At 50.0% G+C, this 20,489-nt stretch carries 20 protein-coding genes; 11 read left to right on the top strand and 9 right to left on the bottom strand.

Annotated elements, in window-relative coordinates:
* Positions 1-401: 401 nt before the first annotated feature.
* From repA to ACR3EN_RS20465, 4 genes are all read left to right on the top strand, one after another.
* Positions 402-1,583, top strand: a complete 1,182-nt coding sequence (gene repA / locus ACR3EN_RS20480; protein WP_480861281.1) for a plasmid partitioning protein RepA — start codon at positions 402-404, stop codon at positions 1,581-1,583.
* A gap of 1 nt (position 1,584) precedes the next feature.
* Positions 1,585-2,559, top strand: a complete 975-nt coding sequence (locus tag ACR3EN_RS20475; RefSeq protein ID WP_480871144.1) for a ParB/RepB/Spo0J family partition protein — start codon at positions 1,585-1,587, stop codon at positions 2,557-2,559.
* 289 nt (positions 2,560-2,848) lie between these two features.
* Entirely contained in the window at positions 2,849-3,820 is a 972-nt protein-coding gene (locus tag ACR3EN_RS20470; RefSeq protein WP_480918503.1) for a helix-turn-helix domain-containing protein, read from the top strand.
* Positions 3,821-3,972: 152 nt separating this feature from the next.
* On the top strand, positions 3,973-5,082 hold the full coding sequence (locus ACR3EN_RS20465; protein WP_480871140.1) for a DUF4172 domain-containing protein: 1,110 nt from the start codon (positions 3,973-3,975) through the stop codon (positions 5,080-5,082).
* 507 nt (positions 5,083-5,589) lie between these two features.
* On the opposite strand, the gene ACR3EN_RS20460 is transcribed toward ACR3EN_RS20465, so the two are convergent.
* Together ACR3EN_RS20460 and ACR3EN_RS20455 are read right to left on the bottom strand one after the other, a co-directional pair.
* The gene (locus tag ACR3EN_RS20460) at positions 5,590-6,519 is read right to left on the bottom strand and encodes a nucleotidyl transferase AbiEii/AbiGii toxin family protein (protein WP_480871138.1); all 930 of its coding nucleotides are present in this window, start codon (positions 6,517-6,519) and stop codon (positions 5,590-5,592) included.
* A complete protein-coding gene (locus tag ACR3EN_RS20455; protein ID WP_480871136.1) occupies positions 6,509-7,330 on the bottom strand; it encodes a type IV toxin-antitoxin system AbiEi family antitoxin domain-containing protein in 822 nt (273 codons plus the stop codon). The genes ACR3EN_RS20460 and ACR3EN_RS20455 overlap by 11 nt, the downstream gene beginning before the upstream one ends.
* A gap of 303 nt (positions 7,331-7,633) precedes the next feature.
* Between ACR3EN_RS20455 and ACR3EN_RS20450 the strand changes: the two genes are divergently transcribed.
* On the top strand, positions 7,634-8,317 hold the full coding sequence (locus tag ACR3EN_RS20450; protein WP_480822479.1) for a hypothetical protein: 684 nt from the start codon (positions 7,634-7,636) through the stop codon (positions 8,315-8,317).
* 26 nt (positions 8,318-8,343) lie between these two features.
* On the opposite strand, the gene ACR3EN_RS20445 is transcribed toward ACR3EN_RS20450, so the two are convergent.
* A complete protein-coding gene (locus ACR3EN_RS20445) occupies positions 8,344-9,288 on the bottom strand; it encodes a lysozyme inhibitor LprI family protein (protein ID WP_480871134.1) in 945 nt (314 codons plus the stop codon).
* Between the two features lie 213 nt (positions 9,289-9,501).
* On the opposite strand from ACR3EN_RS20445, the gene ACR3EN_RS20440 reads away from it, so the two are divergent.
* Positions 9,502-10,332, top strand: a complete 831-nt coding sequence (locus ACR3EN_RS20440) for a hypothetical protein (RefSeq protein ID WP_480843291.1) — start codon at positions 9,502-9,504, stop codon at positions 10,330-10,332.
* A 106-nt stretch (positions 10,333-10,438) separates the two neighbouring features.
* Here ACR3EN_RS20440 and ACR3EN_RS20435 read toward each other — a convergent pair whose 3' ends face one another.
* From ACR3EN_RS20435 to ACR3EN_RS20415, 5 genes are all read right to left on the bottom strand, one after another.
* Positions 10,439-11,206, bottom strand: a complete 768-nt coding sequence (locus ACR3EN_RS20435) for a Shedu anti-phage system protein SduA domain-containing protein (protein WP_480822473.1) — start codon at positions 11,204-11,206, stop codon at positions 10,439-10,441.
* A 147-nt stretch (positions 11,207-11,353) separates the two neighbouring features.
* Positions 11,354-12,121, bottom strand: coding sequence for a DUF3800 domain-containing protein (locus ACR3EN_RS20430; RefSeq protein WP_480843293.1), 768 nt, complete (start codon positions 12,119-12,121; stop codon positions 11,354-11,356).
* A gap of 143 nt (positions 12,122-12,264) precedes the next feature.
* Positions 12,265-12,897, bottom strand: a complete 633-nt coding sequence (locus ACR3EN_RS20425) for a tyrosine-type recombinase/integrase (RefSeq protein ID WP_480822469.1) — start codon at positions 12,895-12,897, stop codon at positions 12,265-12,267.
* A 122-nt stretch (positions 12,898-13,019) separates the two neighbouring features.
* A complete protein-coding gene (locus ACR3EN_RS20420) occupies positions 13,020-13,334 on the bottom strand; it encodes an NUDIX hydrolase (protein ID WP_480918534.1) in 315 nt (104 codons plus the stop codon).
* Positions 13,277-13,642 (bottom strand): NUDIX hydrolase N-terminal domain-containing protein, encoded by a 366-nt coding sequence (locus ACR3EN_RS20415; protein WP_480918533.1) that lies wholly within the window; start codon positions 13,640-13,642, stop codon positions 13,277-13,279. Before ACR3EN_RS20415 ends, ACR3EN_RS20420 begins: the two co-directional genes overlap by 58 nt.
* A 2,890-nt stretch (positions 13,643-16,532) precedes the next feature.
* Here ACR3EN_RS20415 and ACR3EN_RS20410 point away from each other — a divergent pair.
* From ACR3EN_RS20410 to ACR3EN_RS20400, 3 genes are all read left to right on the top strand, one after another.
* Positions 16,533-16,880 carry a tyrosine-type recombinase/integrase gene (locus ACR3EN_RS20410; RefSeq protein WP_480871132.1) on the top strand — a complete coding sequence of 116 codons (348 nt, stop codon included), beginning with the start codon at positions 16,533-16,535 and terminating at the stop codon, positions 16,878-16,880.
* A gap of 287 nt (positions 16,881-17,167) precedes the next feature.
* A complete protein-coding gene (locus tag ACR3EN_RS20405; RefSeq protein ID WP_480822465.1) occupies positions 17,168-17,353 on the top strand; it encodes a hypothetical protein in 186 nt (61 codons plus the stop codon).
* Between the two features lie 46 nt (positions 17,354-17,399).
* Complete coding sequence (locus tag ACR3EN_RS20400; RefSeq protein WP_480822463.1) at positions 17,400-17,600, top strand: hypothetical protein; 201 nt, start codon at positions 17,400-17,402, stop codon at positions 17,598-17,600.
* Positions 17,601-17,805: 205 nt separating this feature from the next.
* On the opposite strand, the gene ACR3EN_RS20395 is transcribed toward ACR3EN_RS20400, so the two are convergent.
* Positions 17,806-18,282, bottom strand: a complete 477-nt coding sequence (locus ACR3EN_RS20395) for a hypothetical protein (RefSeq protein ID WP_480843295.1) — start codon at positions 18,280-18,282, stop codon at positions 17,806-17,808.
* Positions 18,283-18,537: 255 nt separating this feature from the next.
* On the opposite strand from ACR3EN_RS20395, the gene ACR3EN_RS20390 reads away from it, so the two are divergent.
* Both ACR3EN_RS20390 and ACR3EN_RS20385 read left to right on the top strand, forming a co-directional pair.
* Complete coding sequence (locus ACR3EN_RS20390; RefSeq protein WP_480822459.1) at positions 18,538-19,431, top strand: hypothetical protein; 894 nt, start codon at positions 18,538-18,540, stop codon at positions 19,429-19,431.
* 96 nt (positions 19,432-19,527) lie between these two features.
* Positions 19,528-19,980 carry a DUF2799 domain-containing protein gene (locus ACR3EN_RS20385; protein ID WP_480822457.1) on the top strand — a complete coding sequence of 151 codons (453 nt, stop codon included), beginning with the start codon at positions 19,528-19,530 and terminating at the stop codon, positions 19,978-19,980.
* The last annotated feature ends 509 nt before the right edge of the window (positions 19,981-20,489 follow it).

Below are 20,489 nucleotides of genomic sequence, written 5' to 3'. Positions count from 1 at the left end.
CGCCTGCCCTATCACTTGAAAAAATCTACGTTTCTCAGGAAAATCCAGGCATTCAGCATGGGAGCGACGTGAAGCATTGCATTCGGTTAACTACTTTTCTGAGGACTAGATAAGATGTGACCGTTTTATTGGGCTCCGGGAAGCAACAATGCACCTGAGGTCAAGCATCCTTTAAAATACTGACTCGGAGTCTGAATTCTTATCGGTACCATACAACCTCCAAGCGCTTCTCAAGCGCTCAGCAAAGACGTGAGTTAACAGCTGTTAACTTCAGCACGTTTGTGCAGGTCTCACAGTGCACCACAAGTTATTGATTTTTCTCTTGACATGAATCGGAATACGAGTGCCTAAATACACTCAAGTTGCGCAACCATACAAAAATGAGCAGGAAAACTGCAACTATGCTACAGACCACACCCATTGATGCGGCGACGCAGTCTCACGTTACACGTGAAATTTCTGATCGTCTACAAGTTGCACTTACTACACACCTAACTCAGGCGTACTCTCCTGAGCTGTCAAAGACCCTCCGCCTTTTCAGTGCGACTGAGGTTGCCGACCTGTTTGGGACAACCGGACAGTACCTTCGAAAAGGCCATGCTGAGGGCTCACTTCCCGAGCCGGAAGTCAACAGAAACGGCCGACGTTTTTATTCCGGCGCCGAAATCAAAACGATGCGCCAGATTCTTGAAGGCAGTTCTAGAAAGCCCGGCAAATACCTCCCCGGCCGTCGCGATGGCGACCGGCTTCAGGTCATTCAACTTATGAACTTCAAGGGTGGTAGTGCAAAGTCCACCTCGGCAATTCACCTGTGTCACTATCTTGCGCTTCAAGGTTATCGCGTTCTGGCCATCGATCTTGACCCACAAGGCAGCCTGACTGGTTTTTGCGGAATTCAGCCCGAGATAGAGTTTGAAGGAAATTCAATCTATGATGCTTTGCGCTACGAGGATCCGGTGCCAATGTCCGAGTGTATTCGGGCCACCTACTTCCCCGGCCTGGATCTTTCCCCCGCACAGTTGATCCTGTCTGAGTTTGAAACGGAAACTGCTGTTTACGCCCGGAAAGGTATCCCCTTTTATAATCGGCTCGCCAATGCGATCGAGACGGTGGAGGCAGACTATGATGTGATCATTGTCGATAGCCCACCTTCTTTGGGTTTCCTGACGCTGGCGGGATTATTCGCGGCAACGTCTGTCATCGTGCCGCTGACACCCAGCATGTTGGACGTAGCCTCTACACAGCAGTTTCTTGAAATGACTTCGGCATATCTGGAAGAGTTTGAGAACTCCGGGATTCCGATCGTCCACGACAATTTCCGGTTCCTCATAACAAGAGACGACCCCTCAGACACACCATCTCAGCAAATTGTTAGTCTGATGAGGGCGTTGTTTCAGGATCGGGTGATCAGTGCGACTGCTCTGCGAAGCACTGCCATTGCTGATGCTGCGATGCTGAAGATGACAATGTATGAAGTCGTTCGATCTGAAATGACGAGATCGACCTATGACCGCGCCCGATCAAGTATGGATGCTGTTGGGCACGAAGTATCAAACATGATTCAAACCGCTTGGGGCCGTTGAAATGGCACTTAAACAAAACAAAACCAGCATGGCTGCAGCGATTGCAGCAGCAGCCGGAAACCCACCAATCCCACCCACGAAAACGGAACGCGCCAATGCTGCACTTCCACGCGGTACGATTGCTTCGGTCCGTGTTGGAGCCGGAGGCATCCAAGACATCGATACCTCACTCGTTTTGCCGTGGGGTCCAAAAGATAGACTTGGGATCGAGTTAACACCTGTTAACTCCAACCCAGAAGCGGACGTCGATTCAGCTGTTCTGGAACTCGCTGAAAGCATCAAGGACGCAGGAGGCCAACAAGTTCCCGTCCTGTTGCGTCCTTCTGAGGAAGTCGACGGTCACTTCGAGGTCATCTACGGCCGCCGTCGCATCTTAGCTTGTCAGTATCTAAACCAGCCTGTTCGCGCACTGGTAAGAACACTTGATGATAAGGAAGCGCTTCAGGCAAAGGGTCTAGAGAACTCCTCGCGGGTTGACCTCAGCTATTACGAGAGAGCCCGGTTCGCACGCGAAATATTAAACCAAGGATATGACCGCTCGGAAGCGATCACAGCTCTGGCGATTTCCAAGAACACGCTGTCACAATTAGAGCGAGTCACAAACGATATTCCGGACGATCTCGGGGATATGATTGGTCCAGCACCAAAATCTGGACGACCCAAATGGACAGCTCTAGCCGATGCGTTACGGAAAGGACTGATAACAGCAGACAAGGCCAAGAAGCTCCTGGAGACGCTCAACGTTGCTAATTCAGACGATCGGTTAAACGGTCTCCTAAGCAGCTTGACCCCTAAGAAAGCAGCACAGGAAATCCGACCGGCGCCCGACGTTGTCATCAAGACCAGCAATTCTGCGGTGAGCATGACTATCAAAATGGCAGGGGACAATGAAGCCTATACAAGCTGGCTTTCGGACAACCTTGGACAAATCATTCAAGATTCCTACGAGCGTTTCAAAGAAAGCGCCGAGGATTAAGCGAGTTAACAGGTGTTAACTCTACATGAGGTAACGAGCAAAGAGGAGAAAAGCAAAAAAGAAACCCCCGAAACCTGAGGCTCCGAGGGCTGAAAACCAACTAGTGGTTATAGATTAGACACCTAAACCCTAACAGCCCGCGAATCACGACACAATAAAAAACGCCTCTGGGTGAACAGGTTTTCTTTGTCTGCTGACAAAATTTCATGAAGACACTAACAGCATTGGCTCCAAATGGAGCAACCTTGTCGGCAACGACAGGGCAGGGAATAGTACGCCCAAAAAATGGATGCTTCTTCGCGCCGTTGAAGAGGCCAGAGAACCTCTTGGGTTAAAATCCACGACTCTCAATGTCCTGAGAGCGATGATTTCCTTTGTGGGCGGTGATCAGATTGCTGCGGACCAAGCTGATCATCACATCTGCTTCGCTTCCAACGCCGCGATCGCCAAACGAACTCATGTCAGCGTCCAGACAGTTGAACGTCATATCTCGACGCTGGTTGAGCTTGGACTTATCCGCCGCGTCATGAGCGCAAACGGCAAGCGATGGGTCCGCCGGGATCGACAGGGCAGGGTAGTCACCGCAACTGGGCTCTCCCTGATGCCTTTGTCTGAACGGCACGCTGAGTTCATCCAGGAAGCCCAGAGGCATGCTGATCGAGTTCTGGAGTTCACTGTGCTCCGCGACAAGGTTTCTGCCGCTCTGGCGCGTCTCAGGGAGCTTCTGGCAGACGACACCAAAATCTCGGGTTTGATGGCCACCGTACGCAATGCTCTGCGTCGCAAACCAGATGCGAATGTGCTCAGCGAACTGCTGGCAGAAATCTCTGTGGAAATCTCAGAGATAACACAGACAGATACAGAAAATTTGAGGGCCACTGACAATGAAATTGAGGGGCACAAAGAGGACTCTTTGAATCAGGAAGTTAAGAAAGAAGAACTTTCTCAGATTCAAGTTTCTCCAGACCAAATGGAGCGCAGTTTTCCACGGCTATGCTCAGAACTACGTTTTGCAAAAGATCAGCACCACTGTGATCGACTTATGGATGATATCGCCGAGTATCTCCGGCTTGGCCAAACCTGGTATGCAATGAAATCGATGTTTGGCCCAGCTATTCGCTTCATTGTCCTCGGATACATCTTTCAACGTGCTGAGAATATTCAATCTCCAGCGGCTTACCTGATTTCATTGCTGGCTAAGATCGAAAAGGGAGAGCTGTCTCCAAAGGCAATGCTCTCACGGACCTCCAGTGCTACGTAAATTTGTGGAAACAGGGTGAAATCTACTGTTTTCAGACTACACGTTCAATCAATGATCAGATTGAAGAGTTTGAAAAGTGAGCAATAGGATTGACCTCTATAAATCACATATACATAAATGGTGAGCTATAGGAAGGAGGCTGATACCTCACGATGTGGAACTGGCAAAACCCTGATTGGCCGAATTTTCGTTACGATGCCACAAGACTTGAACCATATGAACAACAGTTCCTATTGTCCTCAGGGGAAGTTCTTGGAGCAGTTCATCATGTGAACACATCGGATCGCGATCAATTGCGGATCGATCTGCTAAGCGAAGAAGCGATGAAGACCAGCGCGATCGAAGGTGAGATGCTGGATCGGCTCAGCGTGCAATCTTCCTTGCGTCGCCATCTTGGACTGGCACCCGACAGCTACCCATCCAAACCGCGTGAGCAGGGCGTTTCTGAAATGATGGTGGATGTTTATTCTAACTTTTCGGAACCACTGTCGCACGACACCCTGTTTCTGTGGCATGACATGCTTCTGTCCCATGACAGGCATCTGGAATCGATTGGATCTTACCGGAGCCATGAGGATGCGATGCAAATCGTCTCAGGCAAGCTAGACCGTCCTACGGTGCATTTCGAAGCGCCACCTTCACATCAGGTTTCGGCTGAAATGGATCAGTTCGTCACCTGGTTTAATCGGACCGCACCAAATGGTCCCGAACCATTGCGCGCGCTAATCCGGGCCGGATTGAGCCATCTGTATTTCGAGAGCATTCACCCCTTTGAAGACGGCAATGGCCGATTGGGCAGGGCGCTGGCGGAAAAATCCCTGGCGCAAAATATTGGTCAGCCAAGCCTGATTGCCCTTGCTTTCACGATCGAGAGAGAGAGGAAGGCTTACTACGATCAGCTTGAACGCCATCAAAAGACGCTGGACGTCACGCCATGGCTCGTTTGGTTCGCCGAGACTGTCCTTACAGCGCAGCAGGTGACGCTCGAGCGGGTCGGTTTCTTCATATCCAAGACGCATTTCTACGACCGACATCGTGATCAGTTTAACGCCCGCCAAGGCAAGGTAATCGCCCGGTTGTTCAAGGCTGGGCCGGACGGGTTCAAAGGCGGGCTCAGCGCCGAGAACTATATCTCGATCACGGGAACGTCGCGGGCCACCGCGACGCGGGATCTGCAGGACTTGGTCGAGAAGGGGGCGCTGACCCGAACGGGTGAACTCCGGTACACACGCTATTGGCTAGTGTTGGACCAGGAAGGGTAAGGGGCTGAAGTACGGCACGAAAGGGCGGAACGTGCTCTAAAATTTTCGTCCATTGGACGTCAGGCAAAAGCACAAGAACAGGAAGAACACGTTCAAGTACCTGTTGCTCCAAGCATCAAGCCGCGTCCGGTCTGGCTAGAAAAAAGAGGTGACGCCTTAAAGACCGAAACCTGCGAAACTGCTCGTCTGCGCCATCCGGGGTATGACATCTACTACATTGAGGGCCAATGGCGTGACTGGTCTGCGGGAATGGAACCACCCAAAGATCCCGACCGTGCATTTCTCGCGTACATTCGGAAATTCGCTGAAGCCAACCCAATTTGACTTCCTTACGGCTTACCTACCGATTGACGATTCTTGACCTGATGACAGGCGGCTCCCATAACGGAGAAGAATGAGCCTCCTGAATCGTAATGGGATGTTCGAATTTCTCGGCATTATACGCAGTGACAATAAGCGGCGCGGAAATGTCCCCGCGCTTTCAATTGGTCGGACATTGAATTTAAATCAGTCGAAGAGGCGACCTAGGAGTTTCTCGAGTTCTTCCCTTTGCTCGACGTGCTTTTTCGGGTTGTCCCGGATCAGGCGCTCCAGATTGAGAAGCTTCCAACGCACGGCGGGAAGATAGGCGGCTTGCGGTCGATCTATTACGGCGAAATCCGGCGCGCCATCCTGCAGACTGAGCAAGAATTGTCTGGTGGGTTTGTCGAAGCGAGATTGGATGTCCGCAATCAGTTGCTTGCGCATCGCCAGCAGGTCATCGAGGCCGACGGCTGACTTAGTCATGCCCTCGAACTCACGCACATAAGGTTGATCTAGGGCGATCAGGTTGGGATTCAGCAATTCGTGTGCCGGACGTGCCGAACTGGCGATGTAGATCAGGAAAGTTCGGAACAGATCATCCGTCAGTCCTTCGTGTTCGTAGAGTAGCTTTACATCATAAAGATCGCGTGGATGCTGTCGATCCACGGCTGCGTGGAGCTTACCGCCGAACAAATCTTCGAATGAGACGATCTGCATTTCTGCATAGCCAAACGCGTCTGCTACGGCGTCGGAGACCGCCCGGGTTTCGGGGTCATGAACAACGCCGCCTGTGACAGGCGAGGTCTCGATTTTGACTTCTGCATCGTCCAGACGCGCAAGCACGCGGGTGGCGCCGCCCCCACCTCCTTTTATTCTTTGAGCCTTCGCCCCGCTGATACCCTTTTCGATCAACTTAGCGATCCGATCCATGGCTTCGTTGATCTCGGCGAGGCTCTGTTCACGCTCTTTGATCGGCAGATATGTCAGGTCGATATCAACCGAGAGTCGCGGTAGATCGCGATAGAAGAGGTTGATCGCTGTCCCGCCCTTGAGCGCGAATATCTCTTCCCTCGCGACGTAAGGCAATACACGCACGAGAAGGGCGACCTGGGATTCATAATTTCTACGGGCCATTTTCTGCCCCTGTCGTGGCGAACTCTTCGGGTACCATGATGCGATATCGCGGATGTATCCGACCCCCTTCGACCAATGCTCGATCCCCTGTCCCGAGGTTGAAGGCGTCAGCATCAAGTCGTTTGCGCCAGGGGTGATTGTGGCGATCCGCAAAAACAAAGAAGAGGCGCTTGACCTTTATTTTCTTGCAGCTCAGCAAGAGCGCTGAGAGCAACTTAGGTCGTAGTGTCGTCAAGCCTTCGAACACCATGTCGAGGTTGTGAAAACTCTCATGGTCCGGCAATTCGTCCATGGCTTCCATGACCGCCCGTTCGGGGGCCGACATGCGCAGTTGCCAGTCCCACGGGAGGGAGTTTTCAGATTTTATGTCGTCATTTGTAACGCCAAGTGCCTGGTCAGCGAACAGCGACGTATTGCGCGTTTCTATAGGCGCATTGAGTGGTAGCTTCGTGAGCCAGTTGGGTATTTTGAAGCCATAGATCCAGACGGGGGCGTTGTTGCCCAAACGCAAGTAGTGGTCGTAGCCCTGTTGTGAGAGAGCGGTTTTGCCACCGATATGAATATCATAGCCCATGATATGTTGCATCGACATCAGGCAGGCCTTCCAGTCAACGGTGTTTGATACGGGCGGATTGGGAACAGGTCGGCGAAAAACGCCACGGTGAACGCGTTCGAGCCAGCCCCGTTTTACATAGTCGCGAAAGGTTTCGTAGGCTATGCCATGGGCGGTGAGCCAGTTGGCATCGACGAGATATCCCGCGGGCACTGAGTCGAGAACTTTCTTCAGATTTTTCGATCTTCCAGCGTTCATGACGCCTTAAATCATATTATTTCAAAGAAAAGGCAAGAGGTTCTCTTTGAAAAGTACATCTTTAAAGCGTCTATAGCACTGAAAATAACACATCATTAAAAACGCAGCGCCGCGCGGAAACCCATCGGAATACCCGGGATAAATGGAAGATTCCGGTGCCAAGAGGGCGGAGAGCAGTCATTCGCTGCAGCAGCGCGACGAATAGGATGAACGGCAGGAAGCAGTCATTCGCCTTGTTCGAAAGCTATTGGACATATGAAGTGGTAGCCTGGTTGCCAGTCAGATAGAAGCAAGGGAGTTGCCTTGAGCTTAATTGAAAGCACTCGAAAGTTTCTTGATATGTCATCTAACAAACCTTTACCCTCCTCGCCTCAGCGCGAAGAACAGTCCGATGAAGTTCTGATTTTCGTGATCGACGAAAGCTACGACCGCATTGGTGAGTATGTAAATTGGGACGACTACGCTGACGAGGGAGCGGCGACAGATGCGGCCAGCCAGATCTTTCTAAGTCGTATCAAATCCGAGTTCGATGCCGACTTCGACGAAGCAAACATTGGGCCCGGCGCGGACTTGCCTGCGTTCGTCACGGTGATAGCCTCAAATTTGGTCCCCCTTATTCCTTGGCTGATGGCGGTATTCTTTTCCGGCAAGCCCATCGTCGACAATATAGAAGCTTGGCGAACCATACTCAGTAAGATCAGACCGTTTTTTCGACGAACTATCGTTCTGAACCGGAATGGCGCAGCGGTCTTGGCAATGGACGCAGTCTTCGAAGACATGGGTGGCATACCCAAAAGGGTAGTCCTTCATGGATACAAGCCTGACTATAGGTACGACGACGCTGAATTAGTTGTCCCAGCGGAGATCGAAGAACCGATGCCCACGCTGAACATGAGCATGGTAAAGCACGTTTTTCACATTGAGGCTGACGGGGTCCTATTCATGGTGTCCGTCGACGGGACCAAAGTAAGCGCTAAACGGACCTAATCGGGAATCCTGTACGGTCCAGGCGACTATCTGTCCATCCACTCGCTCATCAAGCGCTCAATCTGGTCAATCCTTTCCCGGGTAAGCGCTGCTTTTTCTGAGGCCCAGATCATTGGATACATTGAGCCGCCTTCCACTTGAAAGGCCACTAGGTTGGCTTGCATGTCGGCCCAATCGGCCCAGGCAGTTTGCAACGCACTGAGTGCGGCGCGATCAATTCCATCAAGCTTGTTGGCTTCATCCAATGCAGCCGTTAGTTGGGCTTCCTCGTCACGCAATTCGTCGCCCTTACTGAGGTTCATTGCAATCTGCGTTTTTGGCACGGAACCGTGCAGGGCTTCGACCACGACCCAGTCTGTTGCCGTAATGAATGATTTCGCTGCCTTCGAAAGCTTTGGTACTTCAGCCGGAACAAGAAACGGCGAAGATGGAAGTTCATGGGTTAGGACATGACGCACCTCGTATAAACGGGCTAGTGATGCCATCACCAGATCGCAGTCGTCGATGATTGGCCGCAGCGGCCAGTCTTCGCTCTCTTCGGTCCATCTGGGATGCGCAGTCCTCAGCTTAGCCGGGAAGTCTAAAAGCAATGTGTCCAAGGTGCTGATGATTGATTCAACGTTGTTTAAGGAGACAGCATGCGCAACAAAGTCGCCGATGGTGAGTTCGCGACGATCGATGTGGGCGGCAAATGCAAGATCAAATTTCGCACCCTTAACGAGCTTGTCGCTTCGCTCAAAGTAGTCGTCCCTTTCATCAATTAACTCTGCTATCACGCCCCGAAGAAAGACTTCCAGTATTGTAACCAGTCGAATCGGAATGAACTCGATAAATTCTGGAGAACTTCCTGAGACCGCATCAGCCTCTTTCATGAGCCGGTCGATATCGTGCACCAATTCAGCGCCAAGCCTACGGTGGTCACCTTGGCGTTCGTTCCAGTCAATAATCTGTTGGTACTTGGTTCGCCTCATGGACTGACACTTGCCCAAAATGATCCTTCAAGCAAGCAGTTGGCCCACCATATCTTTTGTGTCAAAACAGCTCAAACAGGCTAAGACTTGCGCCACGAGTAAGACGTGACCGCTCGCCATATTATTCCTGCGACAAGAACGTCCCCGGCAATGCGCGATTGTGATCGAAACGCACGAAAGGGGAAGACCGTACTGTATGAAAGATGGGAAATGGTGTTTGAGAAACTCAAACAATGGCGCTCCAAGGCTAAGGCAAGAAAGCGCATTGAACAATACGACCGAAAGTACCGAAAAGCGTTGCCCAATTCGGAACGCCCCGATGCTTTGCATGTCGAGCAAACCTTTGACGCATTCGTTGCTGAGTTTGGTGGAAAGAAGATTTCAGACCTGATCGAAAACAAGGCTCAGATGCCACTAAACGCCGACTATTTGTTTGAGGACCAAAATGTAATTGCGGAGCTGAAAACGCTTGAAGGTATCTTCTCTGGCCCTGACGCGATCAAGCAGATGACACAAACTTACATCGACGCGGGCTGTACTGGGTCGGATGTAATGGGGCTGCTTTTTCGAGGCGAACCTGTGCCAGAGGCGGCGGCAAAACTAGCGCAAAAGCGCATTCGGCGGTCGATAGAACAACGAATAAAGCAGGCCCGTAAGCAACTCCGAAAATCAAGGGAAGAGTTCGGCGATAAAGATACTAAGCTGCTGATTCTAATCGCCATGGATCAACAGCCGTTGTTCGGGCACAGAACTATGCTCTTCAACACTGCAAAGATCATGGGCGACAACTACGCGGACGTGCATACCGATGGTGTCGTTTATCTTAATCCCAACGTGCCTACAAAAATCCGCCCTGACAGCATGGAGTTCGCTGGTTGGTACCCATTCTATCGCGACGACGATGTGAACAATGAATTGAGCGATTTCGTCAACCTGCTTGGGAATAAGTGGCTGAACTACTACGGAAAGCAGATTGGCGAAACGAATCCTATTTTGGAATTGGAATCCTTCGACGAAATGACAGCGGCGCTTGAACGCTTCTAGATGATCGATGCCACGAGAAGCGTAGCAAACTTCTTGAATCCGGCTGCTTTCCTTTGAAGTGTCCGACCGGCCGAACCAAATTCTCAAACTCAGAAACTGGTTATCATCAGTTCCAGTCATTCAAGTCATTGTGCCAATCGTCGCGCTCAAGGCGAAAATTCGCGTTCCGGGCAAGTTGCTCGAAGGTGTGGATCTTCACCGGACCGGACTGATTCCGATGCATAATTCGCGCCTTTTCTTCAGTGTCTAGCTTGGACCATCGGCCAAGAATGGCCGTGTAGGTCCAAAAACATTGTTCACTACCGCCAAACATATCCCAGATTCTTTTGACGTCCCCGGAAGAAGTGAAACGCACTCCTCTCGAGGTTTCTCTGACTTTGTCATGTTCATCCAGGCTTTGTGCCATTCTGAGTAGCTCACCGGCATAGAACTTGGGCTGGCGATCAATTTCAATGCGCCAATCTTCGAGTTGACTCAAAGCTCCCGCTAAGCGTTTTGCTGGATTTCCCTTCTTCGTGAATAGCATCTCGTGAGAGGTTTCTATCTCGATCATGTGAGCAACTGCACCACCCTGATGAGCCTGAAGAACACAGAAATCTGCGACGAAGCGAGTTCCGACTTTGGGTTTGAAAAGGACAGCCAGATCGCTGTTGTCGGGACCGCCAAAGAGGCCAGTTAAAAAACCAAAGTTCGCCTCGAGAAATTTCTGAAGAACTTCTTCTTTTGGTTCAGTGGCGAGCAATTCGCACAAATCGAATAGCTCATCAGGCCCGGGTGTCGGAGCCCTTAATCGGTTGCCAATCGCAAGGGTTCTATCCGATCCGACCGCAAAGATGTCCTTTAGGACCTGCTCAGCATCAAGTGACAAGGGCATAACTATCTTCTCTTCTAGTAGCTGCGATTTTGAACGTTTGTGTTGCTTACTCCAAAAGCCCTTTTCCGTCTTGGTTTGGTTAGTTGTGGCCACCGCTGAGTGATTTTGGTGATAAGTTTCGGGAAGGCAAACTAGTCAGATGTTCATTCAATGAATACATCCAAGGTACATTGATCCGAACCGTTTTCGGGCGGCTTCTGTAACCTCTGAGGATGCACTTGGATCAATGTACAATCCATGCGGTTCGACTAACACAACTGCAAAATCCTCATCGTCGATGTCTGCACCGTTGCCAACGCTCAAAAACGCGTAACGTATGCCTGCCCACATCTCGAAGCCGAGATCGATTTCCACATCGTCGCCATATCCTGAGTTTGGCACGTTAACGATCTTGTTGATTTTCCCTAGTCCATCAAGAAGCATCGTTCCGCAAGTGTGAGCAATGAGATCAGCCACTTGGATGCCTGGCACGAGCTGCGAGTCTTGTTCAAAGTGAATTGTGCATTCGTCGAAGCCACCAATTTCTGCGGCGATGCTCTTTGCCTTGGCTTCGGACGAGAAGAGGCCTTCATCAAAGAAAACTTGATGGTGTTGATCGCGCAGCGCTGGATGCAAGACTGCTTTCTTCAAGAGTTCCAAGGATGCAGATCCGATCTGCTTGTCCCCATCAACCACGCAGACGGCGATCTTGCACTTAGACCTTACAAAACCCCTCAATGCGTCGCGCAAGCGCTGCAGACTGGGATTGTCGCACATCTTTGAAGAAGATTTGTACTCGTAAGCTGATAGATCGAACCCAAATCTGGCAAATATTGCTTCTAGTTCCTCTTGGGGATCGTCGACACAGATCGCGAAAGCAGCTAAGGAAAAGCCATGTGCGTGATGTTTGCTGTCGTCTAGGTAGAAGTGAGCCATGGATGGAGTGTAGTCAATCAAATCTGTCCCCGATAGCCATTCCGACAATAAGACCAATGTCTGCTTTCGGAAAGCTGCGCTGCAGCGTTCGACAACGTCAGAAACGCCAGGTTTGGGCCGCCACTGAAGGCGACCCAAACGCGCTAGATTTCAATGGCTTCGGCGATGGCCAGCGCATCCTCGAGTTCAACTCCCAGGTACCGGACCGTGCTGTCCATCTTGGTGTGGCCAAGAAGAAGTTGAACGGCGCGAAGGTTGCCTGTCTTCTTGTAGATCTGGGTTACCTTTGTTCGCCGCATGGAGTGAGTACCATATGCGCTTGCCTCGAGACCAATTGACGTCACCCAATCCCGAACGATCCTCGCATACTGTCGAGTGGAGATATGCAGGCGCTCATGGAAACGGCCGGGCCAAAGGTATTCCGAGCCGACCATGAGTTTATCTTCCATCCACTTTTCGACAGAGGCGCGTGTGCCTTCGGATATCTCAAATCGCACGGGTTTCTGCGTTTTGCTTTGCAGGACAGAGGCACGTTCTTTGATCTGACCTGATGCCATGACATCAACGACTTTCATCTTCACCAGGTCACAGCCGCGAAGCTTGCTGTCGATCGCCATGTTGAAGAGTGCGAGGTCGCGATGGTTCTCTGCCAGTTCCAGTCTGACGCGGATTGCCCAGACATGCTTTGGCTTCAGCGGTCGTTTTTGTCCAACGACGCGGCCCTTGTTCCAGGCCGGCCGAAGCGCACGAATGGCAGGTAAGTTTGGTGTTTCCATGACTGATCCTCCGATCCGCCATACCCTCCCAAAACGACAACCCGACGTTGACCCGAGCATCCTATCACAACATGCCGCGCCGCATCTGATGGCGACAACGAGCCCAAACCTAAGCTAGAAGATCAGTGAAAAGACGCTGCCCTCCCGGTGTTACCAAGATAGTCAAAAGCCATCTCGATATCAGTTTCGGTGGTGCGGCCTGTAGACAATTCGGGAATGGCGTCGCGTCCAAAATAGGCGTGTTCAGCAATACTCGGATCATTGGGGCCAGCCGCCGTCCCGATACCATCACAGGCAAAAAACAGTTTGTAGAAGTCTCTAGTATCAGGCTCAGAACTCCCCTTCTTTTTGTGTCTGACGCCTATCAAACCGGTAACATCTACAACCAGCCCTGCTTCTTCGAGAATTTCCTTCGATACGTTTTCAGCAGGTGACAGTCCGATATCGGCGAAGCCGCCCGGAAGTGCCCATTTTGCATCGCTTTTTCTTTGACAAGTAGAAGTCTTTCACCGTCAAAAACGACGCCCCTAACATCAACTTTGGGCGTCGCGTAGCCGGTTGCATAGGGGCCGACCAATTGCTCAATGCGACCGATAGGAACATTGCCAAGTCTAGCCATCATCTCCAAGGCAATTTGAGCGATCTCATCATACCGTTCCCTATCGAATTGATCGGTCGTAAAGGCGGCTCCCGTCGAAGCGAGCGCCTGGAGTCGCTTCGCATACTCGAGCCAAATGTCTTCCATTTCTGCCAATCTGAATTCCTCGCGAGTGCGTTAAATAACACAATAGGCTTCAAAAGCGCCTATGTCAGCTTTGTCCGCGACTTAGCTGTTAGAAGGCTGCGTCGTGGCCGGTATCGATTGCGTAGTCCGGCCATTCGTCCAAGATGCGGCGAACCAGCCTGAAGAGCCCAATCCTGTGAATTTGTTTTTTCCGCGCGCGTAATCTTGAACAGGGCAATGCGGCGCAAAACTGGCTAGTCGCGGCCAGTGCAGCAAGGATTGTGGCCAGGCAATTCACAAGCCGCGGACTTTGTTGCCACTCAGGTGCTTTAGATCAACGTCTGCTTAAAGACTACTTAAAGTAGGGAGAGGGGTGCCCCTCCCGAATTACTTCATTTGAGAACTTGGCCTTCATACTTGCGGCTAAATCATCAGCCCCAAGCCACTTCCCCAGGGGGGGTCCACACGCCTCTAAACGCCCAGCTAAAGCAACCAGCTTCCCCTTTGTTGCGGCGATTTCGCCTTCTAGATCGCCACCAGAAAGACTGGACATAGGTACCCCAATCAAGAAAACGCCTACAGCATCACCCGTCACGGCTTTCTTTTGAGCCGCAACTAAAGATGGGACTTTGGTCGCTTCTTGTTTGTACAAGTCCGCTGCACGAGAACAGGAGACTTCACGGTACGTATCGCCCATTGATAATGGAGTGATCGATACTGGCTGTTGAGCGCACGCGGATGTGAGTGCTAACCCAGTCAAGACTACAAGTAGTTTCTTCGTTTTAGTCCGTGTAACGAGTTCGCGGCTCCGACGCCTCTTCGCGCCTGAACTGAAAACTCGCCTTTAGTTAAATTGTTAGTGGCAGTGATATGGCTGTTTTCCTGCGTGACAGCACTGACCTGGAGGGCTGCTCTTACGGCAACCGCCGCTGTGCTCGAAGCTATCAGCGGAAAAACTTGAGCTAGATTGGTTAAATTGGTCTGCTGATGCAGAATTTAAGGCAATGGAAGCTAAGAAAGCGAAACTAATAGCTAAGTTCTTCACGCTGTTATCCTTTTTTGATTGCTATGCGGTTCATGTGCGCTCTAACTGCAGTACCGCTCAGAAGAGCTTCAGCAGAAGATGCATGTAGTACCTCATCCCAGCCAAATGTGTCGAGATTGGGGTCTCAAGTTGACACTGGGCTGACACCACGAAAACAACCCTGAATAGTATTTGAGGCACTAGTCTCTTGTTTGCGAGCGTTGCGGTACGATAAACCATTATTGCAAAAGCTATGACGCATTGGGGTTTCGTTTTGATTCAAGAAACGTCCTCAGCGCGTTGTATCTCAACCTAAAACGTGCGCCCGAAAGGGCCAAAGTAACCGAGACCGCTGGGAGAAGAAGCAACGAAAGAAATGCTGCAGTTTCGCTAACCTTGCAAAATTTGATGAAACTCCGCTAAACCAGTTTTAATTGAGCGATGTGGACCAGCGTGTTTCTGTCTCCCGATTTTGAGTGTACGTGGCAAACTCAAAATCGTTCTTAAACCAATCATTAACCAATTCGTGGCATCAGGTTGCGCATGCTACAAGTATGGAAAATTGAAGTGCCGACCGCACCTGAATTCAAAAGCAAAACTTACGGTTGGGTGTTGGCGCACTCTGCCGAAGAAGCTCGTGAAATCGCGGGGGTACAAGGTGTCGAAGTCACTCGGAAACCGGATCATTTGTGGGTCGCTCGTGAAAGGCTGATTTGGGAAAGGTCGGCTTAGCGCAGTTATCCATATTGAGATTCTGAAGTTAGATTCAGACCAATAGTGTTCTGAGCTCTCGTTACCTATGCCGAGAGGTTACATTATGAATAAAGCACCTTCGTTAGCGAATGTTGAGAACATCAAGAGCTTAACAGCGCGTCGCAGCCCTTACTGGAATACTATAGAGTATTGTCGCCATATCGGCGTGTTGAAATATAAGTCCGGTAGATGTCACTGGGTGGCTCGAATTCGAAGAGCGGACGGTAAATACAGCCAAAAAACAATTGGCGCAGTCGCTCCAATACACGAGGGCGGATTGGACTTTGTGCAGGCACTCGTTGTTGCGGACGCTTGGTTTAACCAACCCGATATCTGCGCCATTGCTTCGCAGCCTTATCCCATCGGTTCGAATTGCAAGTTGAACTATCAAAAAACAAATGACAGCTTCACGGTTGGGGATGCAATGCATAGTTTTGTAGAATGGAAGCGTATCGCCGCCGCCAAAACCTATTTTGAAACAACGCTTTCTCTAATAAATTTCCACATAATCCCAAGATTAGGTGACCTACCTGTTACTGAACTCAACCACTCGGTCTTTACTCAATTCTGCACTGATGTTTTGGAAACTACTCCCAAGAGGGGCAATAGGTCCCAAGTTGAGAAAGTTCGCATTGAATCCCTAGACTACGAGCAGCTCAGAAAACGAAAAAAGACGCTTAACACTGTCATTGGGTTGCTCAGATCCGCAATCGAGCTGTCGTGGGAAAATGGAGATGTTGAGAGTCAGCTCTCCTGGCGAAAGCTGCGCCGAGTACCTCACGCCGACACACCGCGACAGTTCTTCTTAACAAGGGGACAAGCAAAACGTTTGATTGCGTCATGCCCGCCTGACCTTGCTGCACTGGTTCAGGCAGCATTGTATTCTGGTTGCCGAGTTTCAGAACTCGCTAGTCTAAAGGCTCGAGATGTCGGAGGACATGTTTATGGAATATACGTCGCGCCCTTAAAGAGTTACCGCGGGCGCTATGTAATTCTTCCTGATGAGGGGATGTCCTTCTTTTTAGATCAAATCGAAGGGTTGGACGATGAAGATCTAGTGTTCAAGATGTCTTCTGGAAAACCCTGGGCAGGAAACCACAAGCACCAGTTTAAGGACGCGGTAGGCGTGCCAAGTTGCCACAAGGTTTTGTTTTTCACGGACTACGGCACACCTACGCAAGTCAGTTGGTCCAAGCCGGAACACCCCTTGCGATTGTCGCCAAGCAGTTGGGCCATAGCAACACTGATACTGTCAGCAGAACGTACGGACACTTGTGCAGTGAGTCTATCGAATCTGAGATTACAAGCAGGTTTGCTCCCTTGCGGTCGTCGCGCAGCGACGCGCGCCTCAAGTCGCTAAAAGCAACTCTTCAAAACATGGCTGAACCTTCTTGGTCTTGGCCCACTAAGAACAGAAGCAAAGCCAATGGAGAGTTAGTTGAGTTGCTGAAAACGAGGGAAGACGAACAGCGACTACGTTAAGACAGGTGTTGATACGGTGGCAGAAAAGCAATTCTTCGTTAGCCAAAGTATCACCGGTGGGCTTGCAAGCTCAGTGTGTCCCCAAAAACTCCTTTTGTTTCCGACGCACCATTGAATCCAAACTGGAAACAGAACTCACGTTCGACGAGGCAACCCCGAAGACTTCCGCACATGTTGTGCCTCAGAACTCGGTGTAACATAGGTTCATTTCCGTAATTTAAACAATTTACCGTTTGTTAAGGAAATTGCTCCAACTTGGGTGAAATTGTGTGCAAGGGAGTAACGGTATGGACAGAGAATTTTTGGAATGTGCCAACGACACGGAGCTAAGGCTGGAAGCCGAGGGTTTCTTCCTGACTGCTCAGGCTATGCGTCAAGTTATCAGCACGTATATTTTGGACCACACTGAAAGTAAATTATATGATTTGGGCTCCAGAAAACAAGAAAACAAAACAGGATTAACCCAGCATTAATCCATATCCCTCGACAGTGGCAAAAAATGAATTGGAGAGGGGTTTCATGAGCACCGGACATTGGTTTGTCGAAGCAATTATTGAGATGGTTGACCACGCAAAAGCAGAGGGTTCTAAGAACACATTGTGCGGCTTGCAAACAGCTTTCGAAGTTTTCTTAGAGGAAGCAACGGTAACCGAAGAAGAGAAGGCCATCGTGAGGAACTTAATTCAAGAAAACACAGAACAGCCAAGGGAACTCATCTAATTTAGTTTGGGCGACAACCGAAAATGAGTTCAAAAGCGCTATGTACGTCGTACTAGGGCAATAAGTCTATTATTCTTCAACAAGCCAGATTTTCTCAAATTGGTCTGAGGCTTCAATATTAGTGTTTCAGGTCTTCGTAATTCAATCTCAGCAAACTTGTGATCCAAACCCAGACTGTACAAGTTTGGCTTTGGGAAAACTGGTTTCAGGCAATTTGATCTACAGCTCTCTGAGTTGCTTTGAGTGTAGCAGGTTGGTTAGCGTAACCGCCGCTAAGGATTTTGCTCACATTCTCTAGGACATCTAGCGCCGTTGCGACAATATCTTCTTTCCTTCGAACAAGTAGCCGGAATTGCTCGGCTGTTGTCGGAGTGTAAAGAAAAGTAATCAGGTGATTGGTGATTTCACGTCTAAACGCCTCATCAAAAACTACCGGAAGCCCCTCAGCGTCTACGAAAATCGCGACCTCTTCGGCTGTGCAAATGGAGATTTGAACCAACTCGTTCACGTCGCAGGGCTTTTTTATCAGTTCTACAACGACTCCCATGGCAACAACGTCGAAAAAATTTGGCGCTAGTACAAGCCTACCGAAACCAAAAGTCAATTGAGTTCCGAAATAGGGCTGTAGAATACTCCAGGCATTCTCGACTTGGGCCAAAGGTCTGGCCAGCATCTCAGCCACATCCTGTATCGCAAATGGCGTTGTCGTAGAGCAAAACAACTTTTGGTCCTTCTTCCAATTGGTTTCTCAATTTTATTCAAAAATCATAAGTCAGAATTAACGCGCGAGATTTTATAAAAATTTTCCCTCTCATTGAAGTCGATAGCTTCTTCGCGACACATCCGTGAAGCTAACAGCGTTAGGCTGACGTTAAGGCTCCTGCACTAGAGATTCGGAAAGTACTTCCAGTTTCTCAAATGTAGTGAGGTGGAGTTCATGAGAGCCCTGATTTCTGCACTAGGCGTTTTTCTAGCCGTTTCTTCGGCATATGCGGACACGATAAAATCCAGCTTCTTTACAAACGATTTTATGGGTGACGGCAGAGATCGCTGGCGATCCGCGAGTTACACTTTGTTTTTTGGTTTTGAAGGAGAAAACACGGGAGGAATCGCGCACGATTTTCGAGCAAGAGCAGAAATCATTTCCCCATGGGGCGCGAGAGACCAGCCAACGAATAGAGACCGACCCTATGTGGGAATGTTGGGGTTTGGGATATTCGCCAACGATAACTATGGCGCGCTGCAATACAATGCGGGACTCGAAGTGCTCCTTACAGGCGACCAAACAAACATCGCCAGTTTTCAGCAGGGCTTTCATGAACTAACAGGAATTGCTGGATACCTACCTGAGGATATGCCCCATGAACATGTGGGCGATAGCGTCACAGGTATGGTCGCAGTCGAACTCGCGAGACCTTACACAATATCTGACAGCTTTTCTGTCAGGCCGTTTGTAGGTGTTCAGGCCGGATACGAAACCTTCGGGCGAATTGGGGTTGATCTTCTTATTGACGGCTATGCCAACGCCCAACGCTACGTTCGTGACCCAGTTTCCGGTTTCCTACAGCCGTCTTCTCCTGAGCGGGCGTCCAGGATGGACGACATGTCGTTTCTTTTGGGGGTCGACTACACGTACATTACTCATAGCGATTTCTTCCCGGATTGGTCGGATGTCGAAATAACCAACTCACGCATTAGAGCGCGGGCAGGAGTTCAAGTGGCGATACGAAAAGTCTCAACATTTTTCGGGCTTACCTATCTCAGTAAAGAATTCGATTCACAGGTCGAAAGTCAAACAATAGGGGTTCTATCTCTCGAATTTCCTTTCTGAATTTCCACCTTAGGCATTTGTTAAGTGCCGTTTCTTATTCTCCTACAAGCAACGCGCCTTGTGTGCGCCAAAATCTCTAACAAAGGGATGAGAGCAATGACTAAACTTGTGACGAACAGTGAGCAGATTAATTCTTCAAGTAAGTATTGGACGAAGTCTAAGCTATTTTTTGGTTGTGTGGTGTTGGCTCTCTGTGCAAGTGGCCCAGCGTCAGCGAACGATACGCCCTATGGCTTTTTCTCAAAGTGGCTCTCGCCTGAAGCTTGCATTGGGAAGATAGACTGGTTTCAGGTCGGAATGGCCGACGGAAGCATGGGAATAGAGCCGAGCTATTTCAGTGTTTACGAACAGCTATGTGCGCGACGCTCAAAAACGCCTGACAGGGAGGCGTATTTCAAAGCTTACCGTCAAAGCGTACGGACTTATTGTGATCCCGAGAATATCTATAAGCTCGCTCGTAGCGGTGCAGTCGTCATCAGCGCATGTGAGGATTCTGCGGTCATCCGTAAGGCTGTTCAGGATGGTTTTGCAAACCTCCTTGAGCAGTGAGCGAGCGATGAGCCAGACGATTCTTAGAGTTAAGGTGTGGCGCTAACCAAATCTTTACCAATTCTCGGAATACTCAAGTCAAATGAAGATTTTCCTCGGACTAGCCCAGCCACATTGGCTGGGCGTTCTTTTTGGGCAAACTTCTCAACAGGTTCCTATAGTCATTCACATAATAAGATATTTTTTGCCGTACTGTTCTCTACTTCTGACGCTTATGCCGAAAGTCACCAATAAATTTCGTTGCTTACTCAAACAATCGCATCGTTTTAACTAAGAGCGATCAGCATCGTCAATCTCAACAGCTAACAACGGACCTTTGAGATGTCAGCCTCAAAGTCGGAACTGTCCCGCATCTGGCTTATCTGGACGAGTGACAGCGAAAGCGCAGTTTCTGTTCGGCTTAATATGACACTTAGGAATGTCCGGAATGACGAATTGCGCTGCGCTGCAGTGTTTAGCGTGCGGCAGATGCAAAATCATGCTGCATCAGCGATGTGCGAAAACCGGAC

The sequence above is a fragment of the Ruegeria sp. G7 genome, assembly GCF_056535465.1.
This window is presented reverse-complemented; position numbering and strand designations above follow the sequence as displayed.

Bases quoted from the DNA above. Each gene is read 5' to 3' on its own strand.
- ACR3EN_RS20405 (WP_480822465.1), top strand. From the start codon at position 17,168: ATGGACAGAGAATTTTTGGAATGTGCCAACGACACGGAGCTAAGGCTG.
- ACR3EN_RS20470 (WP_480918503.1), top strand. From the start codon at position 2,849: ATGCTTCTTCGCGCCGTTGAAGAGGCCAGAGAACCTCTTGGGTTAAAA.
- ACR3EN_RS20400 (WP_480822463.1), top strand. From the start codon at position 17,400: ATGAGCACCGGACATTGGTTTGTCGAAGCAATTATTGAGATGGTTGAC.
- ACR3EN_RS20415 (WP_480918533.1), bottom strand. From the start codon at position 13,642: ATGGAAGACATTTGGCTCGAGTATGCGAAGCGACTCCAGGCGCTCGCT.
- ACR3EN_RS20475 (WP_480871144.1), top strand. From the start codon at position 1,585: ATGGCACTTAAACAAAACAAAACCAGCATGGCTGCAGCGATTGCAGCA.
- ACR3EN_RS20455 (WP_480871136.1), bottom strand. From the start codon at position 7,330: ATGAACGCTGGAAGATCGAAAAATCTGAAGAAAGTTCTCGACTCAGTG.
- ACR3EN_RS20460 (WP_480871138.1), bottom strand. From the start codon at position 6,519: ATGGCCCGTAGAAATTATGAATCCCAGGTCGCCCTTCTCGTGCGTGTA.
- ACR3EN_RS20385 (WP_480822457.1), top strand. From the start codon at position 19,528: ATGACTAAACTTGTGACGAACAGTGAGCAGATTAATTCTTCAAGTAAG.
- ACR3EN_RS20465 (WP_480871140.1), top strand. From the start codon at position 3,973: ATGTGGAACTGGCAAAACCCTGATTGGCCGAATTTTCGTTACGATGCC.
- ACR3EN_RS20445 (WP_480871134.1), bottom strand. From the start codon at position 9,288: ATGAGGCGAACCAAGTACCAACAGATTATTGACTGGAACGAACGCCAA.
- ACR3EN_RS20435 (WP_480822473.1), bottom strand. From the start codon at position 11,206: ATGCCCTTGTCACTTGATGCTGAGCAGGTCCTAAAGGACATCTTTGCG.
- ACR3EN_RS20425 (WP_480822469.1), bottom strand. From the start codon at position 12,897: ATGGAAACACCAAACTTACCTGCCATTCGTGCGCTTCGGCCGGCCTGG.
- repA (WP_480861281.1), top strand. From the start codon at position 402: ATGCTACAGACCACACCCATTGATGCGGCGACGCAGTCTCACGTTACA.
- ACR3EN_RS20430 (WP_480843293.1), bottom strand. From the start codon at position 12,121: ATGGCTCACTTCTACCTAGACGACAGCAAACATCACGCACATGGCTTT.
- ACR3EN_RS20390 (WP_480822459.1), top strand. From the start codon at position 18,538: ATGAGAGCCCTGATTTCTGCACTAGGCGTTTTTCTAGCCGTTTCTTCG.